An 18,921-nucleotide genomic window follows, 5' to 3' on the forward strand; every position below is an offset into this window, starting at 1 on the left:
AAAATAATTATATCAAATCTTTCAATTTATAAACACTTTTAATAATAAAATAATCTAAATCCTTTAAATAGAATTTAGATTATTTTTAAATTAGTTGTATCTATATTATAAGAATTCTTCTTAGTTCCTTTTATTATCACTTTATCTTTAGGAGGATAATAACTTTCGTTTATAAATTCTTTTTTCTCAATTTGTCCATCTATATTTTTATAAACTCTATAAGTATTAACTTTATATCCTTTTCTTCCTTTGCTCTCGACCTTGCTTTTACCTTCATCTATAGAATCACTATCTTTAATTTTAGTATTAGGCTCGATAGTTTCTAAAATATCAGTATCTATATCAATTTGTTTTTTATCTGATTCATTTCCATATATAGTTGAAATAATTTTATTTCCCTCAACCTTATTCTCTATTAAAACAGAGTTATTATAATTATTTTTAAAAACTAAATCAATATTTCCATAAGATACAGCCGCATCTCTTCCTTTTGGTATATATCCACTAGGAATACTATGGTTTCTAGCTTGTACAATTTCTAATCCTGCATATAAAGCTGAATTATAAATAGTACTAGATACCTGACATATGCCTCCTCCCATACCTGAAGTTAATTCTCCATTAACTATCACAGGAGCTTCTTTAAATCCTCTATCCACACTTCTTTTCCCTATAAATTCATTAAAAGAAAATTCTTTTTTTGAGTTTAATAATATATTACTTGCATTGTTAACAGCAACCTTTATATTATTAACTCTGTTTAAATTTTTCGCATTAAACTCTGTCTCAAATCTTCCTAAAACTGTATTTATTTTAGATAAGTTTTCATGATTATACTCAGGATATATAATATTTATAGGAATTTGAATATCTTTATAACTTTTGCTAATTAGTTCTTCTTTTATTAATTCAAATAATTTTTTACTATCCACACTAATTCCATTTATTTCATTAGTTATATTGAATTGATTTTTTTCAACCTTAATATTTGCATTTTTAGGTTCTATATTTATATTACTACATAAGTTATTTATATATAAATCTAATTTTTCATCATTAAAAACAGGTTCTAAATTTAAATTTCTCCTTTTTCCAAAACTTAGGTTAAATTTTGTTTTTATGTTTTGTAAGAAATTATCTTTTCTAGTAAACTCATAAGCATTGTTAATAGCTTCTTCTAATTTATAATTAAAATTTATATCTTTTAATTTTAACTCATAAATATTTTTATCATATATCAAATTAATTTTATCACTTATATATATTTCTTTATTTAATTTTTTTATAGCTTCTTTTTTCGTTAATCCTGAGACATCAATATTTTCAATATATATGTTTTTGTATATCTTACCTTCCTCACCAATTGCATAAACTTCGTTAGATTGTCCTAAATAAAATAATACAGATATTATTAATAGAAAATATATTTTTTGTCTCTTCAACTTTATTCCTTCCCTTCTTGGTAGTAATCACAAAAAGCTGTCAATGGACATATTCCACATTCAGGCTTTCTTGCTTTACACATTCTTCTTCCATGAAATATTATTAAATGGTGTGCCAACGACCATCTTTTTTTAGGTAATACTCTCATAAGTTCAAATTCAGTTTTTTCTGGAGTATCAGTTTTTACTAAGCCAATTCTATTTGCAACTCTAAAAACATGAGTATCTACAGCTATTGCATCTACTCCAAATGCATTACTTAATACTACGTTTGCAGTCTTTCTTCCTACTCCAGGTAGTTTTATTAATTCTTCCATATTACCAGGAACTTCGCCTCCATAATTAGAACATATCAAAACAGAAGTTTCTTTTATTTTTTGAGCTTTACTTTTAAATAATCCACAGCTTTTTATTTCTTCACTTATTTCAGCTGTGCTAAGCTTAGCAAAGTCTTCTGGTTTATTGTATTTTTTAAATAGCTCTTCAGTTACCTTATTTACCCTAACATCTGTACATTGAGCAGACAATATAGTTGCAATTAATAGTTCAAAAGGTGTTGTATAGTTTAATTCACATTTTGCATTTGGATAAGTTTCTTCTAATATATCTAATATTATTTTTATATTTTTTCTATTCTTTACTTTAGCTTTAGCCATTTTATTTTCCCCCTCATCAAAATTCTTCTATAGTAATATATAACAAATTATTATACTGTTTAAACAATTTAAAATTATTTCATGTCATATTATCATCTATTTAATTATAGTATTTATCAAATCATATCAATATATATATTTTATTTAAGTTATTTTTTTGTAATATATTGAAGTTTAAATAAAAAAAGGTAGTACATCTAGTTATTAGATGTACTACCTTTTTTCTATTTTTTATCTAAATCATAATATTTTTTTAATTTTTTCAAAGCTAAATCTTTAACTTCATCAAAAGTTTTATCAGTTAAAATAGCAATTGCTTCTTCAACTCTATCTATAGGATAAATATGGAATATTCCATCTTCTATTGCTTGATTTACTTCTTCTAGTAAAATTAAATTTCTAAGATTATTTCTTGGTAAAATTATACCTTCATTTCCAGTTAATCCTTTTTTCTTGCAAGCAAAATAAAATCCTTCTACTTTTTCAGTTATTCCTCCTACAACCTGTATATCACCTTTTTGATTTATTGAACCTGTAACTCCAATGTTTTGTTTTATAGGAACATCACTTAACGATGATAATAAAGCATATAATTCAGCTCCAGAAGCACTATCTCCATCTACACCTCCATAGTTTTGTTCAAAACATATATTAGCATTCAATGATAGAGGAAATTCTTGCGCTAAACTTTCTAATAAAAATCCAGTTAAAATTAAAACACCTTTACTATGAATAGGCCCACTCATTTCAACTTCTCTTTCAATATTAACTATACCATTGCTTCCTGGAGCAGTTGTAACTGTTATTCTTGAAGGTCTACCAAATGAATATTCCCCCATATTAAGAACTGACAATCCATTTATAACTCCAACCTTAGAACCTTTAGTTGATATAAGTGTAAATCCTTTTTCTAAAGATTCATCCATTTTTCTTTCTATCTTTCCAAACCTTTCTCTTCTTTCTCTTATAGCTTTTAAGACATCTTCTTTATCTACTAGTTTAGCTCCTCTTATATCTGCATATGCATCGGCTTCAACTAATATTTCAACTATCTTGTTAAAATTAGTAGATAACTTTTCTTTATCTCCAGTTATTCTCGTACTATATTTTATGATTTGTTGAACTCCTTCATAAGTAAAATGTTTTAAATTCTTCTCTTTACAATACGATGATATAAATTTAGCTACCCTCATTTCATTCTCTATATCTTTTTTCATTTCATTATCAAAGTCTACAAATATTTTAAAGTATTTATTAAATTCAGAATCATAATTATACATTAAATTATATATATAATTACTCCCTATTAATATAACCTTTACATTTACAGGTATTTTTTCAGGTCTTATAGCGGTCTGAGTATCTAATGTTATTTCTCCTTGTTGTATAGTTTTTTTCAAAATGTCCCAAGATAGATTATATCTTAATAACTGTTCAGCATATAAAACTAAATATCCTCCATTTGCTTTATGAAAAGCTCCTGGCAATAATTTAGTAAAGTCTGTTTTTACAGTTCCATTATAGTACTCATACTCTGCTTTTCCAAACAAATTAGCTGGACTTGGATTGATTTCTAAAATAACAGGTGCTTGTTCTTGATCTAACCCATTATCAACTAATAGATTTACCTTATATCTAGTAAAATGTTCTTTATCATACTTATCTTTCAAATCCTCTTCATCCATGTAGAATAAATAAACATACTCTAATATATCATTTTTAGTATCTTCTAAGTATTTAGTGACTTTATCAAATCCTCCATATCTCTCTATTAAACTATCTATGTGAGGACTTACTACAAATTTACCTATTTCGTATTCTAAGTCTAAAAGAGCCTCTTTAGCTTCTTCTTCTATATCCTTAATTTTATAAGCAACCTGTATGGCAGCATTTTCAAGCTCTTTTTTTATTTTATAAAACTCCTCTGTAGTTGTATCTATATCTTCATCTACAGGAGTAAATATCATTCCAACTTTACTGCTTTTTAATTTAAATCCTTTTTCTTCTCCATATTTTTTTATTTGCTGTATAAGAGCATCTTTTTCTATTTCATAATCATCTAGTAATTCATTTTTAGCTAATTCAAAATCTTCACTTTCAAAAGCATCTTTAAGCTCATCAAGTAGTGTCTCAATTAACTTTTCCATATCTTTTTTAAATAATTTTCCCATCCCTCTTTGCATTGATATAGCTATTGGCTCTCTATTATTTTCAAAATTATATACATAGCACCAATCTTTATGTTCATCTTTTTCTTTAGCATGAGATTTTAAAGCATTAAGTACATAAGTCGTTTTTCCTGTCCCACTGTCTCCAGCTACAAATATGTTATATGCAGAATTATCTATTTTAAGTCCAAGCTCCATAGCTTTTATTGCACTTTCTTGACCTATAATTGTTTTTAACCCCTCTAGTTCTGAGGTATTAGAATACTTTAACATATTCATCCCCCTTTCAATTTCTTTTTACTATAATATGTTTTAACTCATCTAAATGTTAAGTAAAAAATAAAAAACTTCTAACTGTACAAGTTAAAAGTTTTATTTATCTAAAATCTCCATATTCCTTTGTATTATTTTTCTACCTCTCCAACTAAATGCTTTATCATTATATCTTCTTTTAAATTCTTTATTTGAAATACTATATATCTCATCCTTATCCAAATTAATTTTTATATCCTTGTGAAATTCTTCTATAGTAGTTTTTTCTATACATTTATTATGAGGACATACTTCTTGACATATGTCACATCCAAAAACTTTATACCCTCTTCTTAAAGCTTCTATCTCTTCACTAGTTAATTCTTCTTTTTTCTGAGTAATATATGATAAACAATTTTTAGGATTAAAATTAAAATTACCTAATATAGCACCACCAGGACAAGCAGTTTGGCATACACCACATTGTTTACAAGTTTTAATGTTAACCTCATCTAGTTCAAATTTAAAATTGTTTATTATATATCCGATAAAAACATATGACCCAAATTCATCAGTTATTATATTGTTATTTATTCCATAATATCCAATCCCAGATATTTTAGCTAAATACCTATCTACTAATGGTCCATTATCAGCAAATACCATATATTCAAAGTCTTCTACTTCACTTTTTATATAATTTGCAATTTCCTCTAGCTTTGATTTTGCAACTAAATGATAATCCTTTCCATAACAATACTTTGATAAATTTGAATCCTTGTAATCTGAAGTATAATAAGGGAAAGCACATACTATTATAGAATTTGCATTTTCCATAGTAACCCTAGGATTTATTCTTTTTTCTATAGACGGCTCCTCCATTCCAGTAATATATCCTTTAGTATCCCTTTCTAATATTATTTTTTCTAGGTCATAGTATGGTCCTACTCCTGCTATCCCCACTGTTTTTATCCCAATTTTTTCACAATAATTTTTTAATTTTCTGCTATTCATAAATTTTTCCTTTCATTAATTTGTGTTTAGACTTATAATAACTAAAGTATAAAGGATGGTGATATCATTGATAAAACTCGTAATTCCAGGTAGACCTATAAGTAAATCTAACTTTAAACTTCATAATATACACGGACAATCCTGGATGCCTTCTAAAGGTAAACATTCTAAGTATTTAGCTTATGAAAATATGATTGCTGGATATATAAATACACAATATGACGGTCCTTGTATAGAAGAAGATTTAATTACTATTTTAAAATTATATTTCCCAAATAAAAGAATGGGAGATTTACATAACTATCCTAAAAGTATCTGCGATGGTATAGAAAAAAGTGGTATTATAAAAAATGATAAACAATTAAAACCTGTTCTTTTATTCGATTTCATCGATAAAGAAAATCCTAGAGTTGAAATAGAGTTATATCCTTTATCTAAATATAAAGTAGATTATACTATTTCTAAATTATAATTTAAAATATAAAGCACCTCTAATTAGAGGCGCTTAATTTTTTATTAATCAAGTTTTTCAGTTACCTCTTTTAACATTTCTCTAATCGGTAAATCATACGGACACTTACTTTCACATTTACCACATTCTACACAATCACTTGCTTTAATATCCAAACTATTATATCTCTCTTTTGACCATTCTTTTAGATTATATCTACTATAATATCCTTCTAGTAAGAAATTCATAGGGATATTTATTCCAACTGGACATGGCATACAATACTCACATCTTCTGCAAAATCTATTACCTAACTGACTTCTTATATCTTCTATTTTTAATTCATCTTCTTTATCTATATCCAAGTTTTCTAGTACAGATATGTTCTCTAATACTTGATCAACACTATCCATTCCCGGAATCGCTACATCTATATATTCCTTTGACAATATATATTTTATAGCTAATTTAGCATTATTTATAGCTCCTCCTGCTAAAGGTTTCATTACTATTGTACCTATATTTCTTTTATGAGCTTCTCTAAATATTTCATCAGCTTGATCTTCTACTATATTATATGGAAATTGAATTGTATCAAATTTTTCATCTCTTACTGCTTTCTTTATTGTATCTATACTATGGCTAGTTATTCCTATATTTTTAATTTTACCTTGACTCTTACAATCTAAAAGAGCTTTATAGGCCATATTATCATTAAATATATTTTCATATTCATCTGATTTCACATTATGTAATTGATATAAATCTATATAATCTGTTTTAAAATTTTTAAGAGTAATATCAACATCTTTTAGCATGTCTTCATATGTTCTTGACATGCTTTTAGAAGCTAGTATGAATTTATCCCTTTTACCTTCTATTGCATTTCCTATATACTCTTCACTTACAGTATATCCTCGTGCTGAATCTATAAAATTTATACCTTGGTTAATTAACTCATCTATAATTTTATTTGTATCTTGTTGAGTTACTCTTTGTATTGGTATTCCCCCAAATCCAATTCTATTAATTTTCAAATTAGTTTTTCCTAAAACTCTCATAAAATCCCCCTTTTATTATAAAATTAAGACGATATTTTATTTTTATAAAATATCGCCTTGCATCTAACTATATTATATATTATTCTACTTGTTTTATGATATCTTTTATCATCTCTATTTCTCTTTTATGACCTTCATCTTCTAGTGGTGTCTCTAAGAAAAATGGTAAATGTTTTAACTTAGGATGTGTAATAAAACTTATTATAGCTTCAAGCCCTATTTCTCCTTCTCCTATGCATGCATGTCTATCTTTTTTTGCACCAAAAGGCATCATACTGTCATTAAGATGTACTGCTTTTAATTTATCTAGTCCAATAATTCTATCAAAATCATCTATTACTTCATCTAAATTATTTACTATATCATAACCTGCTGAAAATATATGACATGTATCTAAGCAGACACCTAGTTTTTCATTATGTTCAACCTTATCTATTATTTCTTTTATTTGTTCAAATGTAAATCCTATCTCAGTCCCTTTACCAGACATAGTCTCTAGTAATATAGTTATATTTTCATCTCCGGTTATCGCTTCATTTAAAGCATTTGCAATTTTATCACTTCCAACTTCCACTCCCGAACCTACATGACTTCCCGGATGAAAGCACATATACTCTATTCCGATTGAATCCATTCTTTTTATATCTTCTTTTATTACCATTCTTCCAAATTCATAAACTTCTTCTTTAGCCCCAGCCAAATTCATAGTATATGGTGCATGGGCTAATAATGGCCCAAAATTATTTTCTTTTCTTATCTCTTGAAACTTCATTATATCTTTTTCATCAAAAGCTTTTGAGTTTCCTCCTCTTGGATTTCTACTAAAAAATTGAAAAGTATTTGCTCCTATATTAACAGCTGTTTGAGCTGCTTTTGCAAACCCTTTTGATATCGATATATGTGGTCCTATTACTATCACTCATTTGCCTCCTGTAAAATTATATTAGTTGTATTTAATATACCCAAAAAAATAAGTATCAACATATTTGTTGATACTTTATGCTCTACATTTTTCTTCTAACGGTATTGTGACTAGAGATAAATCATATTTTCTTTCCGAGTCTTCATGTTTCCTATTAGATATAATATCCTTTATCTTTAAATCCATAGTCTTTACCAATTCTTTAATTTCATCTTTGCTTAAAGCTACTTGATTGTAATTAGCTATATTTTCATCATCTATGGCATTCTCCTCTATTGCTTTATAAAAAGAATTACTCATATTTTCAAACTTAGATATACATATGTCCCCTATATCCATATTATCTGTATCATCGCTAAAGTTCAAAGCCTTTTTTCCAATAACTATATGTTTAGCTCTTGGATAATAATATTTCTCAACAATTCCTGATTTAACTTTCTCTTGTACCAAATCTAGAACGCCTACTTTATATAAAGTTTTTATATGATAATTTATTTTTGCATGAGGTTCATCTAATAATTGAGATAGTTGTTTTGCTGATAATGGAGTTGCCTTGAATGCTTTTAATATATCTATTCTCTTTGGATGTGCAATAGCTTTTATACACTCTAAATCTCTAAGTACTAAAACTTCTTTCATTCCCCCACCACCCATAAAAGTATTTAATTATATAGATAATTATATAGTATACAGTGGTAATTGTCAAAAAATTCTCTATTTTAGAATATATTTATTTTGTATTTTTCACTCAAGTTTTGAAGAATTTTTATACCAGCAATACTATTTCCTTTTTTATCTAGAGCAGGTCCATATATTCCAATTCCCATCTTCTTAGGTACAGACGCCATTATTCCTCCACCTACTCCTGATTTTGCAGGAATACCTACTTTTATTGCAAATTCTCCCGATGCATCATACATACCACAAGTTACCATAAATGTTTTTACTATTCTAGAAATTCTTTCGTCTATAAGCCTTTCACCTGTTTCAATATCCAGTCCATAAGATGCTAGATTAACACCCATTCTTGCTAAGTCTACACAATCTATTTCTATTGAACATTGTTTAAAATATAAATCTAATACTTCTTCAACATCACCTTCTATGAATCCATCATTTTTTAAAAGATATGCCATAGCTCTATTTCTATCACCCGTAGCTTTTTCTGATTCATAAACATCATAGTTAATTTTTAAATTGTCGTTCTTCGCTAACTTTTTAAAAAAGTTCAACATTTTCTCTTCTCTCTCAGCTAATGTTTCCCCTTTTATCATAGATGTCGTAACTATAGCTCCAGCATTTATCATAGGATTACAAGGTTTTTTTGTATTATTAGTTTCTAATTTCATTATAGAGTTAAATGGATCTCCGCTCGGCTCCATTCCAACCTTAGAAAATACATATTCCCAATCATTTTCACTTAAAACTAAAGCCAATATTATTGGTTTTGATATACTTTGTATGGTAAATTTTTTATTATAACTTCCAGCAGTATGTATAACATTATTCATATCAATCATACAAATTCCAAGATCGTCTTGCCTTGCATTTTTTAGCTCTGGTATGTATGTTGCAACATGTCCATAATTTGTATACTTCCTATTTTCTTCAAGTATCTGCTCTAATACGTTTTCCATGAACAATTCCTCCTTATCTTTTTTATATCGTTACCTCGTCAATATTAATATAATACAAAAAATCCTGGGTTCATGTCAATCTCCCAGGATTTCAAGCTTAATCAACTATTCTACTACCACCTATAAACTCTCTTATTATAGATGTTGGTGGTATATCTAGTTCATCATCTAGCTCAATGAAATATTGTAAAAACTTAAGAATTCTATTAGCTTCTATAAAAGCTTCTTTATTGCTATCTATCTCTTCCAAAAGAGGTTTTGCATATTTTTTTAATATAGCTAATTCATATAAGCATGCTGAATTAAACATTATATCTGCTTCTTCTTGATACGGGAATATATTTTTATCTTCTCCACGTCTTACAGATCCCCAGTTTAATATAGTTTTTTCTGCACTATATCCTCTAAAGTTATAATCTCTAACTATCCTTCTTATAAGTCTTAAGTCTGTAGTAGGTATTCTATTATGATTATCTAAATTTATTTGTGTAAGAACACTTATATATATTTTAAATTTATCTTTATCTGCTATGCTTTGCGTTAACATAGGATTTAAAGCATGAATACCTTCCAATATAATTGGTTGATCTTTTGTTATTTTTAATTTTTTTCCACTAAGCTCTCTTTTCCCTGTTTTAAAGTTAAATTTAGGAAGATGTATCTCCTCTCCTCTAAGTAATTTCTCTAAATCTCTATTAAATAAATCTAAATCTATAGCATAGATAGATTCAAAATCATAATTTCCAAATTCATCTAAAGGTGTATCTTCTCTATCAACAAAGTAATCATCTAATGATATAGGTACAGGATGTAAATTATCAACTTTTAATTGAATAGATAATCTATGTGCAAAACTTGTCTTCCCAGAAGAAGATGGAGCTGCTATTAATACAACTCGTTTGTTGTTCTCCTTTATCATATCAGCTATTTGAGATATTTTTTTCTCTTGTAGTGCCTCTACTATTCTAATTATCTCTCCATATTTATTTTCAGTTATAGCTTTATTTAAACTTATAACTTTATCTATACCTATAAGCTCTGACCATGTTTCTGCTTCTTTATATATACTTGATAACTTAGGTTGAGGTATAAATTTTACAGGACTATTACTACTATTTTTACTTGGTCCTAATATAACTACTCCAGATTGCCATTTTTTTATATCAAATACAGTTACCCAGTTTGTAGAAGGTAACATATATCCATAAAAATGATTTATATGATTACCACATTTATATAATTTAACATCATCATACTCTTTGTATCTAAGTAATTCTGCCTTTGCATGCATATTATTTTCTGTAAAAATTTTAATTCCATCTTCCCTATTTGTTACAATTTTTTCAATATCTATATTACTTTTTATAATCTCTTGCATTTTATCTTTTATAAACTCAACTTCCTTGTCAGTAAGTTCATTTTTTTTATTTTTAATTTCACAATACAATCCATTAGATAGTGAGTGTTCTACTGTTACCTCAGTATTTGGATAAATCTCTTCACATGCCTTTATAAATATTAAAGCTAAAGTTCTAGTATAAACTCTCATACCATCTTCATTTGTTGTATCAATAAATTTAATATCACAAGGTTCTTCTATCTCTGTTTTTAAATCTCTTAGTTTATTATTTATTTTACCTAATGTGATTATACCCTTATAATTATCTTTTAAATCTGTAGCTATAGTTTCTAAACTTACCCCTTTTTCATATTGATATAATTTACCATCTACCTTTATGTCTAAAACACACATAAAATTTCCTCCTGATTATAATTCTTTGTATTATAAATTTAGAACGATTTATATTATATAAATCGTTCTATTATCTTAATTGATTCGTTTATATTTTCATGTCTAACTTCCAGTACAATAAATTCAGGTTTTAAATTTATTAAGTATCTAACTTCTTCTAAATCTAGTTTTCCTGTTCCTATACTATCATGAGAGTCATTAATTCCATTATTATCACTTAAATGAACTAAATTTATTTTTTCTCTTAGCTTATCTATATACTTATCACTATTTATTAAATTGTGACCAGTATCATAACAAAACTCTGTATTTTTTCTAGTTATATTATTAAATATATATTCAAATTCATCTACCGTTGTTCCTATATTGCAAATATCTCCTCCTTTAGTATACGTGTTTTCTATAAAAACTTTACTAGGTACATTTATTTTTTCAATAAAATCAACAGTATTATCTAGATATTTATTTTTATTTTTATCAAATCTAGTTTTTATAACATATCCTAAATGAATATTAAAATATTTTATATCTAAAGGATTTAATTTTTCTTTAAATTCTTCAATATATTTAACCCAAGAATTTCTTATATACTCAATATTTTCACATGTATTAAGTTCCATAGGTAGATGTATACCGATACTTATGTCATTTGATTTAAATTCTTCAATATAATTTAGTACAGCTTTACATTCGTATAAGTTATCAATTCCTATTTCTATATGATTTATAAAATCATTTTTTTTACAGATTTCAATAGCTTTATTTATCTCGTGAACTAGTGCAGATATTCCAAATCTCATAATTTACCTTAAGAAACTTTTCCTATCTTATCAAACGGTAGCAATCTTATAATAACTTTTCCCATTATATCTTTTTCGTTCACAAGACCTACTTGCTGGTCTCTACTATCCATACTATTTTCTCTGTTATCTCCCATAGCAAAAACATATCCTTTTGGTATAGTCATATCTATATCACCTTCTGTTTTTTCTCCATGGACATATGATTCATTTTGAAGCTTTCCATTTAAATAAACTTTATTATCTATTATTCTTATATGGTCTCCTGGTACTGCTATAACTCTCTTAACCAAGTCTTTTTCCTTTCCATTAGCCTGAATTAAGTCTGTTTTAAATACTATTATATCCCCTCTTTTAGGCTCATTATTATTATAAGCAACTCTATTTATTATTAAATAATCTTTTTCTTCAAGTGTAGGGTACATAGATGTCCCTTGGACTAATGTTGGTTTAACAAAGTGAGTTATTACTAATGCTATTGCTATCGATGCAACAATTATTTTGGTCCACTCTATTATTTCTTTCTTAAAATTCTTACTCAAATTCATCATCTCCTCTATACTCTACATATTTTGATAAAAGCTCTATGATAATATCATTTATATGTTCATACTTTTTAGTATTTATTCCTAAGTCTAAAAGTTCACAGGCCTTAATCAAATCATGTACAACTTCCATGGGACTTCCATATATCTCTTCAATATCTTCTTTACTTACACCTCTAAATCCATGTCCTACAGGACTTTCATTTCTTAATCTAATTAAGTTTTCAAGTCTTTCTCCATTTAGTATTTCTAATACCTTGTCCATTCTTTTAGTTTGCTTAAGATATCGCTTTATATATTGAGTTACACCATGTATTAGATTTCCATTATATATATTATACTTCTTTTTAAGAGTGTATAGTATATTTTTCTTAGATACCATATTCCCATGCATTGAAACCTTATATTTTTTACCTTCCTTCGTATTTACAAATATATATTTAAATAATGCCTCTTTTAATCTATATAATCTACCCAAAAAATCTATATATTCTTCATTGACTATTTGTATCTTTATATTTTCTATCAATTCAGATAAAATATCTTCTGGTTCACCATTATTTAAATTTTTCAAATTAATTATAAGATTTTTAATTTCTTTTCTTTCTAACATAACTTCACTTAAATTATTGGCATGATTTAGAGCATTTTTAAAATCAAAATTTGTAGCATACTTACATGAGTTTAGTAAAGTATATAAATCTCCACTTTCTATATCTGCTTCTATTAATATATCTAAAACCCCATCATAATCATATCTTTGTAAAAATTTACATATTACTAATTCTTGACTTCTATTTATATATCTCATTTAACCACTCCTATTACATGATTATTTTTTAATTAATTTCCTTTTTCTTCTTATAAATCTTTTTCTTGCATAATCTGTATATTTATCTAGCTTATCTAAATTTATTTTCCATAAATATACTAAGTATATTAAAAATAAAACTGTAGACCAATTAGCCTCTAGTATTAATAAAAAATCAAAAATTCCATGAAATAATACTGGAAAAAATAAAACTTTAAATAAATATATCCTTTTTTTCTTTTTATTGTCTTTATTAAACTTGTATATAGATAAGTAATATCCCATGGTTATTGCAAACATTATGTGAGCAGGTATAGAAATTAAAGCTCTGCTTAATCCAAGCTCTAATACACTTAAGTAGCTCTCTCCAAATATATAAATTATATTCTCTATAGTTGCAAATCCTAATGTTAAAAATACGCTATAAACTATACCATCAAGTTTTTCAGTATAGTATTTACTATTTAATACACAACTTACAAGAACAATATATTTTAAAAATTCTTCTGTTAGGGCTGCCACTATAAAAGATATATAAATTAAATATATATATTCATTATTTATATAAACTTTAATAAGAAAATCTTCTATAGCTATTGCAGGTATACTTATCAATGCCCCAATAGAAAATACTTTAATTAAAAATTTTATTGGTTCTTTTTCATATTTATCTTTTATATATATCCATATTAAGAAAGCCAAACTAGGAGCTATTGCTATAATTAATAAATCTAATTTCATAAAAATACTTACCTTTCTTTTTTAATAAGTTAATGCTTTATATATTATTTCCAAATCTCTTAACAAAATAATATAATTCTTCATACTATATATTGATATAGACATTATTTATAGAAAGGAGTTTTTTTATGCAAGATGGTTTTTTAACTGTAAGTGTTGTAGATAGTACTAATAACTTCCCTATAGCTGATGCTACCGTAAATATATATTCAATGGGTGATGATAATACAGTTGCTAGCACAATTTATACAAATTTAAAAACTGATATATCTGGTCAAGTAATTGGTCTAAATTTAGCAGCTCCCGACTTAATATACTCACAGCAACCAAGTGATGTCAGACCTTATAGCCAGTACGTAGTCGAAGTTATAAAGGATGGATACGAAACAATCATAATAAATGGAACCCAAGTTTTAGCTACAGTAATAGCTCAGCAAGGTATACGAATGAATCCAAGACAAAGAAGTCGCAGATCGTATTCTAGACAAAATGAGATAATAATAGATATAGGTGCTCATACTTTATGGGGAAACTACCCTCCTAAAATACCTGAAAGTGACTTAAAACCATTGCCTCCTCCAACAGGCTTCGTTGTTTTAGATAATCCGGTTGTCCCAGAGTTTGTAGTTGTACATGATGGCATGCCAGAAGATAAAAATGCGCCTAACTACTGGGTTTACTTTAAAGACTATATAAAAAATGTAGCGTCTTCTGAAATATATTCAACATGGCCAACAGAAACTATTTTTGCTAATATTATTGCAATAATATCTTTTACATTAAACAGGGTATTTACAGAGTGGTATAGAAGTAAGGGCTATAATTTTACAATCACATCAACAACTGCTTTTGACCATAAATATATACATGAAAGAAATGTATTTGATACCATCAGTGTTGTAGTAGATGAAATTTTTAATACCTTTATAAAAAGACCTCCTACAGCTAGGCAACCTCTGCTAGCTCAGTACTGTGATGGTGTAAAATCTCAATGTCCTGGGCAAATGACACAATGGGGAAGTAAAGATTTAGGAGACCAAGGTCTTAGTTATGAAGAAATTTTAAGGTCTTTTTATGGAGAGGGAATAGTTTTTGAAAAAGCTCCTGTAGTTAGTGGTGTTCCTGTTTCTTTTCCTGGAGAAGTTCTACAAATAGGTTCTAAAGGTAAGGATGTACAAACAGTTCAAAATCAATTAAATGCCATATCTAATGCATATCCTGCAATACCAAAAGTTAGAGAAGATGGTATATTTGGTGATGCTCTAGCAAACTCCATAAAAGAGTTTCAAGGAATATTCGGTTTACCTAAAAGTGGTGTTGTAGATTTTAAAACATGGTATGAGCTTTCTAGAATTTATGTAGCTGTTACAAAAATAGCATCGCTAAATCCAACAATATAATAAAAAATATTTAAATAGCGTAGTAAAATACTACGCTATTTAAATATATCTATATATTTTTCATCTAATATATGACTTATTTGATTTATATTTATTTTAAACTCAGGTATCCCTGCTGCAAATGGAGCTATATCATATAAATCAAAATATATTACTATATTATCATCTTCGATATAAAATTTCTGTTTATCTGATATAGATTTAAAGCCATATACTTGGTCTTTCTTATTCTTTATTTGATTTCTTATTTCATCATTTATAACTTTTTTATAATCTGAGTTAGTTTTAAAAAAGTCTTTTAACTCTAAAAATTTACCATCTTTCATATAAATATTATAAGATTTATTTTCATACATTCCATGTGCTCCACCACTAAATTGATAATATTTAACCAGTATACTCAACATATTATCACTATTTTTTTTTACATCAAAATTAACATTATATATATATGGTTGTATATACTCTTTTGGAGTATTAGAAAGATAATTTTTAGCATCTTCTTCAACAGCATAATAAGATTTCATTATATCTGTTTTTATAGTATCATTTATATTTTTTTCAATGGATTTGTTATCTGTTAAAACTATTGGAATATTTACAATGCTGTTAATATAATCATTATTTTTTGTTATAGTTTGAGTATCTACTTGTGCCACTATGGGACTTGTCTTCAAGGTTTTAACTTTTTTTATAAAAACTGTAGATGGTACTTTAAATTCATATATTTCTTTTCTTTTACTTATTTGGTATGGGTTAAAGTATATTCCTATTCCTTCATCTGTTATATAATAGTTGGTATATTTATTAATAGTAATTTTATTCTTATTTATATCTATTTTATTTTTATCTATTTTATTAAGTATATAATTTTCTAAAATATGTTTATAATCCTCATTATTTTTCAAGAAATTATCTATATATACTCTTTGTCCAGTTTTTAAATCAAAAACATAACTATCTTTTACTCTCTCATAATTCTTTTCTTTTATATATATATCCTTATATATTATAATATTCAATAAATTTTTATCTTCAAAGGCTGTGTGAAAATTTACTTTTACCTTTACATCATCATGCTTTGAAGAAATATCTCTTTGTTGTTTTTTTAAATTAATAAATTGATTTACATTTTTCCTTATATACGTATTTATATACCTTTCTATATTTTTATCTTCATATTCTACTATAGGCATATTAATCGCAAATGTAATACCATCATAATTTAATTTATATTTTTCCTCTTTAATTCTTACACTCTTAAATCCTTGAATTATTGAAGTCTTTAAATTTTTTAAATCTATTTTACTTTCATATTGTGTGCCTATCACAATAAAAAGAAATATTATAGCTAAAGTGCTAATACTTATATAAAATATAAATTTTTTAAATCTATACATAATATATTCCTCCTAGACAATTGTATATATTATTGTTTGAATATAATAAAAAAATATTATAATTGTCTTTTGGTAATATATTGATTTTATATTAATTTATAGAAAAAGGTCTTAAAGTATTTTACTTTAAGACCTTAAATTTATTTTCCTAAAATTTTATTTATTTGTTGTTTATATGCATCAGCTTTAGCTCCATATATTACTTGTATACCTTTACCGACTTCCATAACACCAACTGCTCCTAATGATTTAAATTTATCTTTTTCAACTTTTGTTGTATCTTTAACCTCTACTCTTAGTCTAGTTATACATGCATCTACTGAAACTATATTTTCAGATCCACCTAATGCTTCTAAAACATATGGTGCATTTTCTTCTATTTCACTATTTCCACTTTTAGCACCTTTTCCTGCTTGATAGTCAGCTTTAGTATATAACTTAGTTTCTTCTTCATTCTCATCTCTACCTGGAGTTTTTAAATTAAACTTAAGTATTAAGAACTTGAATAAGAAGTAGTAAACTACTGCATATACAGCTCCAACCATTATAACTCTTAACCAATTAGTTGGTACTCCTGCTCCTGCTGGAAGTATCCCAAATAGTGAGAAATCTATAAACCCTCCAGAGAATGTCATTCCTATAAATACATTTAATAAATCCATTAATAAGAATGATATACCTGCAAGTATACAGTGAACTCCATATAAAACTGGTGCAACAAATAAGAATGTGAACTCTAAAGGTTCTGTTATACCAGTTAAGAAAGATGTAACTGCTGCTGATAATAATAAACTTCCTACAATTTTTTTCTTACTTGGTGCTGCTGTATGATACATAGCTAATGCTGCTGCTGGTAATCCAAACATCATGAATGGGAATTTACCGGCCATAAATCTTGTTGTTCCTGAAACTATTTTCGCCATAGTCTCTGGAGATGCTCCTACTAAATCTTGCATACTTCCTAATTGAGCAAAGTACGCATAGTTAGCACCTTGAACAGTTTGCCAAGCTCCATCTATTAAAACATGTCCATCAACAAAAGAACCAAACCAGAATGGTGTATAGAATACATGGTGTAATCCAAATGGTATTAAAGCTCTTTCAATAAGTCCATAGAAAAATGTTCCTATTACGCCTGCATTATTAACACCTAATGCTATATATGCTATTCCATCTTGAACAAATGGCCATATATATGCTAGTAGAGCACCTACAATTGCCATAACTATAGAAACTACTATTGGAACAAATCTTGATCCTGAGAAGAATCCTATAACTTGAGGTAATTGTATATTATAGTATTTATTGTGTAATGTAGCTGTAACTATACCTGTTATAATACCCCCAAATACTGACATATTAAGTGTATGTATACCTAATGTAGTAGTTACATATGTTGCATATTGAGCCGGAGTATTATCTGGTGTTATAACACCTAACTGAGTAACTCCTAATCCTAATAATACACTTATAACTTGATTCATTATTAAGAATCCAAATACTGAAGCAAGTGCAGATGTACCTTTGTCTTCTTTAGCAAGACCTACAGCTGTACCTACTGCAAATAGAAGTGGTAAGTTTCCAAATACTATATCTCCTACTCCTTGCATTATTTTTAATATTACAGTAACTGCTGGAATTGATACAAACCCTATAAGAGGTTGATATATAGCTGGTGCATTTTGTAATGCTGCTATATTAAGTAAAGCTCCACCAACTCCAAGTAAAATACCTGCAACAGGTAATGCTGCGATTGGAAGCATTATAGCTTTACCTATTCTTTGTAAAAACTGAAGCATATTATAATTCCTCCTTATTTAATTCTAAGATATTTAATTTAAAAATTTTTAAAATCACATATGTTATTA

Annotated in this window: 17 protein-coding genes; 2 read left to right on the forward strand and 15 right to left on the reverse strand. The window is 26.9% G+C overall.

Annotation, left to right across the window (positions count from 1 at the left end; genetic code table 11):
* Nucleotides 1-74: 74 nt before the first annotated feature.
* From ATCC9714_RS14565 to queG, 4 genes are all read right to left on the reverse strand, one after another.
* Nucleotides 75-1,442, reverse strand: a complete 1,368-nt coding sequence (locus ATCC9714_RS14565; protein ID WP_057545715.1) for a VanW family protein — start codon at nt 1,440-1,442, stop codon at nt 75-77.
* A 2-nt stretch (nt 1,443-1,444) separates the two neighbouring features.
* Nucleotides 1,445-2,098, reverse strand: a complete 654-nt coding sequence (gene nth, locus ATCC9714_RS14570; protein ID WP_021127679.1) for an endonuclease III — start codon at nt 2,096-2,098, stop codon at nt 1,445-1,447.
* Nucleotides 2,099-2,322: 224 nt separating this feature from the next.
* Nucleotides 2,323-4,539 carry a Lon protease family protein gene (locus ATCC9714_RS14575; RefSeq protein ID WP_055340724.1) on the reverse strand — a complete coding sequence of 739 codons (2,217 nt, stop codon included), beginning with the start codon at nt 4,537-4,539 and terminating at the stop codon, nt 2,323-2,325.
* A gap of 99 nt (nt 4,540-4,638) precedes the next feature.
* A complete protein-coding gene (gene queG / locus ATCC9714_RS14580) occupies nt 4,639-5,532 on the reverse strand; it encodes a tRNA epoxyqueuosine(34) reductase QueG (protein WP_021122314.1) in 894 nt (297 codons plus the stop codon).
* A gap of 67 nt (nt 5,533-5,599) precedes the next feature.
* Between queG and ATCC9714_RS14585 the strand changes: the two genes are divergently transcribed.
* Nucleotides 5,600-6,004, forward strand: coding sequence for a RusA family crossover junction endodeoxyribonuclease (locus ATCC9714_RS14585; protein ID WP_038293303.1), 405 nt, complete (start codon nt 5,600-5,602; stop codon nt 6,002-6,004).
* Between the two features lie 44 nt (nt 6,005-6,048).
* On the opposite strand, the gene ATCC9714_RS14590 is transcribed toward ATCC9714_RS14585, so the two are convergent.
* The 9 genes from ATCC9714_RS14590 to ATCC9714_RS14630 all read right to left on the reverse strand — a co-directional run bounded on the left by ATCC9714_RS14590 (nt 6,049) and on the right by ATCC9714_RS14630 (nt 14,253).
* Nucleotides 6,049-7,044 carry an aldo/keto reductase gene (locus ATCC9714_RS14590; RefSeq protein ID WP_057545714.1) on the reverse strand — a complete coding sequence of 332 codons (996 nt, stop codon included), beginning with the start codon at nt 7,042-7,044 and terminating at the stop codon, nt 6,049-6,051.
* 79 nt (nt 7,045-7,123) lie between these two features.
* Nucleotides 7,124-7,963 (reverse strand): deoxyribonuclease IV, encoded by an 840-nt coding sequence (locus ATCC9714_RS14595; protein ID WP_057545713.1) that lies wholly within the window; start codon nt 7,961-7,963, stop codon nt 7,124-7,126.
* A 78-nt stretch (nt 7,964-8,041) separates the two neighbouring features.
* Complete coding sequence (locus ATCC9714_RS14600; protein WP_038293301.1) at nt 8,042-8,605, reverse strand: ArsR/SmtB family transcription factor; 564 nt, start codon at nt 8,603-8,605, stop codon at nt 8,042-8,044.
* An 80-nt stretch (nt 8,606-8,685) separates the two neighbouring features.
* Nucleotides 8,686-9,603: a glutaminase A gene (glsA, locus tag ATCC9714_RS14605; protein WP_054629541.1), complete on the reverse strand. Its 918-nt coding sequence runs from the start codon at nt 9,601-9,603 to the stop codon at nt 8,686-8,688.
* Nucleotides 9,604-9,700: 97 nt separating this feature from the next.
* Nucleotides 9,701-11,356 carry a nucleoside kinase gene (locus tag ATCC9714_RS14610; RefSeq protein WP_057545712.1) on the reverse strand — a complete coding sequence of 552 codons (1,656 nt, stop codon included), beginning with the start codon at nt 11,354-11,356 and terminating at the stop codon, nt 9,701-9,703.
* Between the two features lie 53 nt (nt 11,357-11,409).
* Nucleotides 11,410-12,156, reverse strand: a complete 747-nt coding sequence (locus tag ATCC9714_RS14615) for a sugar phosphate isomerase/epimerase family protein (RefSeq protein ID WP_054629539.1) — start codon at nt 12,154-12,156, stop codon at nt 11,410-11,412.
* 8 nt (nt 12,157-12,164) lie between these two features.
* Nucleotides 12,165-12,704, reverse strand: coding sequence for a signal peptidase I (gene lepB, locus ATCC9714_RS14620; RefSeq protein ID WP_409339670.1), 540 nt, complete (start codon nt 12,702-12,704; stop codon nt 12,165-12,167).
* Nucleotides 12,691-13,512: a hypothetical protein gene (locus ATCC9714_RS14625; RefSeq protein ID WP_057545711.1), complete on the reverse strand. Its 822-nt coding sequence runs from the start codon at nt 13,510-13,512 to the stop codon at nt 12,691-12,693. The genes lepB and ATCC9714_RS14625 overlap by 14 nt, the downstream gene beginning before the upstream one ends.
* 21 nt (nt 13,513-13,533) lie before the next feature.
* On the reverse strand, nt 13,534-14,253 hold the full coding sequence (locus tag ATCC9714_RS14630; protein ID WP_057545710.1) for a PrsW family intramembrane metalloprotease: 720 nt from the start codon (nt 14,251-14,253) through the stop codon (nt 13,534-13,536).
* A gap of 128 nt (nt 14,254-14,381) precedes the next feature.
* Here ATCC9714_RS14630 and sleC point away from each other — a divergent pair, with 128 nt between their 5' ends.
* Entirely contained in the window at nt 14,382-15,653 is a 1,272-nt protein-coding gene (gene sleC / locus ATCC9714_RS14635; RefSeq protein ID WP_054629537.1) for a spore cortex-lytic germination protein SleC, read from the forward strand.
* 35 nt (nt 15,654-15,688) lie between these two features.
* Here sleC and ATCC9714_RS14640 read toward each other — a convergent pair whose 3' ends face one another.
* Together ATCC9714_RS14640 and ATCC9714_RS14645 are read right to left on the reverse strand one after the other, a co-directional pair.
* Nucleotides 15,689-17,053 (reverse strand): DUF3298 domain-containing protein, encoded by a 1,365-nt coding sequence (locus ATCC9714_RS14640; protein WP_057545709.1) that lies wholly within the window; start codon nt 17,051-17,053, stop codon nt 15,689-15,691.
* A 140-nt stretch (nt 17,054-17,193) separates the two neighbouring features.
* The gene (locus tag ATCC9714_RS14645) at nt 17,194-18,852 is read right to left on the reverse strand and encodes a PTS transporter subunit EIIC (RefSeq protein ID WP_054629535.1); all 1,659 of its coding nucleotides are present in this window, start codon (nt 18,850-18,852) and stop codon (nt 17,194-17,196) included.
* Nucleotides 18,853-18,921: the final 69 nt, after the last annotated feature.

The sequence above is a fragment of the Paraclostridium sordellii genome (assembly GCF_000953675.1).
GTDB lineage: Bacteria > Bacillota > Clostridia > Peptostreptococcales > Peptostreptococcaceae > Paraclostridium > Paraclostridium sordellii.

What these genes read in the sequence shown, in the direction of transcription:
- ATCC9714_RS14590 (WP_057545714.1), bottom strand. Translation starts at nt 7,044, where the DNA reads ATGAGAGTTTTAGGAAAAACTAATTTGAAAATTAATAGAATTGGATTT.
- lepB (WP_409339670.1), bottom strand. Translation starts at nt 12,704, where the DNA reads ATGAATTTGAGTAAGAATTTTAAGAAAGAAATAATAGAGTGGACCAAA.
- queG (WP_021122314.1), bottom strand. Translation starts at nt 5,532, where the DNA reads ATGAATAGCAGAAAATTAAAAAATTATTGTGAAAAAATTGGGATAAAA.
- glsA (WP_054629541.1), bottom strand. Translation starts at nt 9,603, where the DNA reads ATGGAAAACGTATTAGAGCAGATACTTGAAGAAAATAGGAAGTATACA.
- sleC (WP_054629537.1), top strand. Translation starts at nt 14,382, where the DNA reads ATGCAAGATGGTTTTTTAACTGTAAGTGTTGTAGATAGTACTAATAAC.
- ATCC9714_RS14615 (WP_054629539.1), bottom strand. Translation starts at nt 12,156, where the DNA reads ATGAGATTTGGAATATCTGCACTAGTTCACGAGATAAATAAAGCTATT.
- ATCC9714_RS14600 (WP_038293301.1), bottom strand. Translation starts at nt 8,605, where the DNA reads ATGAAAGAAGTTTTAGTACTTAGAGATTTAGAGTGTATAAAAGCTATT.
- nth (WP_021127679.1), bottom strand. Translation starts at nt 2,098, where the DNA reads ATGGCTAAAGCTAAAGTAAAGAATAGAAAAAATATAAAAATAATATTA.
- ATCC9714_RS14575 (WP_055340724.1), bottom strand. Translation starts at nt 4,539, where the DNA reads ATGTTAAAGTATTCTAATACCTCAGAACTAGAGGGGTTAAAAACAATT.
- ATCC9714_RS14630 (WP_057545710.1), bottom strand. Translation starts at nt 14,253, where the DNA reads ATGAAATTAGATTTATTAATTATAGCAATAGCTCCTAGTTTGGCTTTC.
- ATCC9714_RS14610 (WP_057545712.1), bottom strand. Translation starts at nt 11,356, where the DNA reads ATGTGTGTTTTAGACATAAAGGTAGATGGTAAATTATATCAATATGAA.
- ATCC9714_RS14625 (WP_057545711.1), bottom strand. Translation starts at nt 13,512, where the DNA reads ATGAGATATATAAATAGAAGTCAAGAATTAGTAATATGTAAATTTTTA.
- ATCC9714_RS14640 (WP_057545709.1), bottom strand. Translation starts at nt 17,053, where the DNA reads ATGTATAGATTTAAAAAATTTATATTTTATATAAGTATTAGCACTTTA.
- ATCC9714_RS14645 (WP_054629535.1), bottom strand. Translation starts at nt 18,852, where the DNA reads ATGCTTCAGTTTTTACAAAGAATAGGTAAAGCTATAATGCTTCCAATC.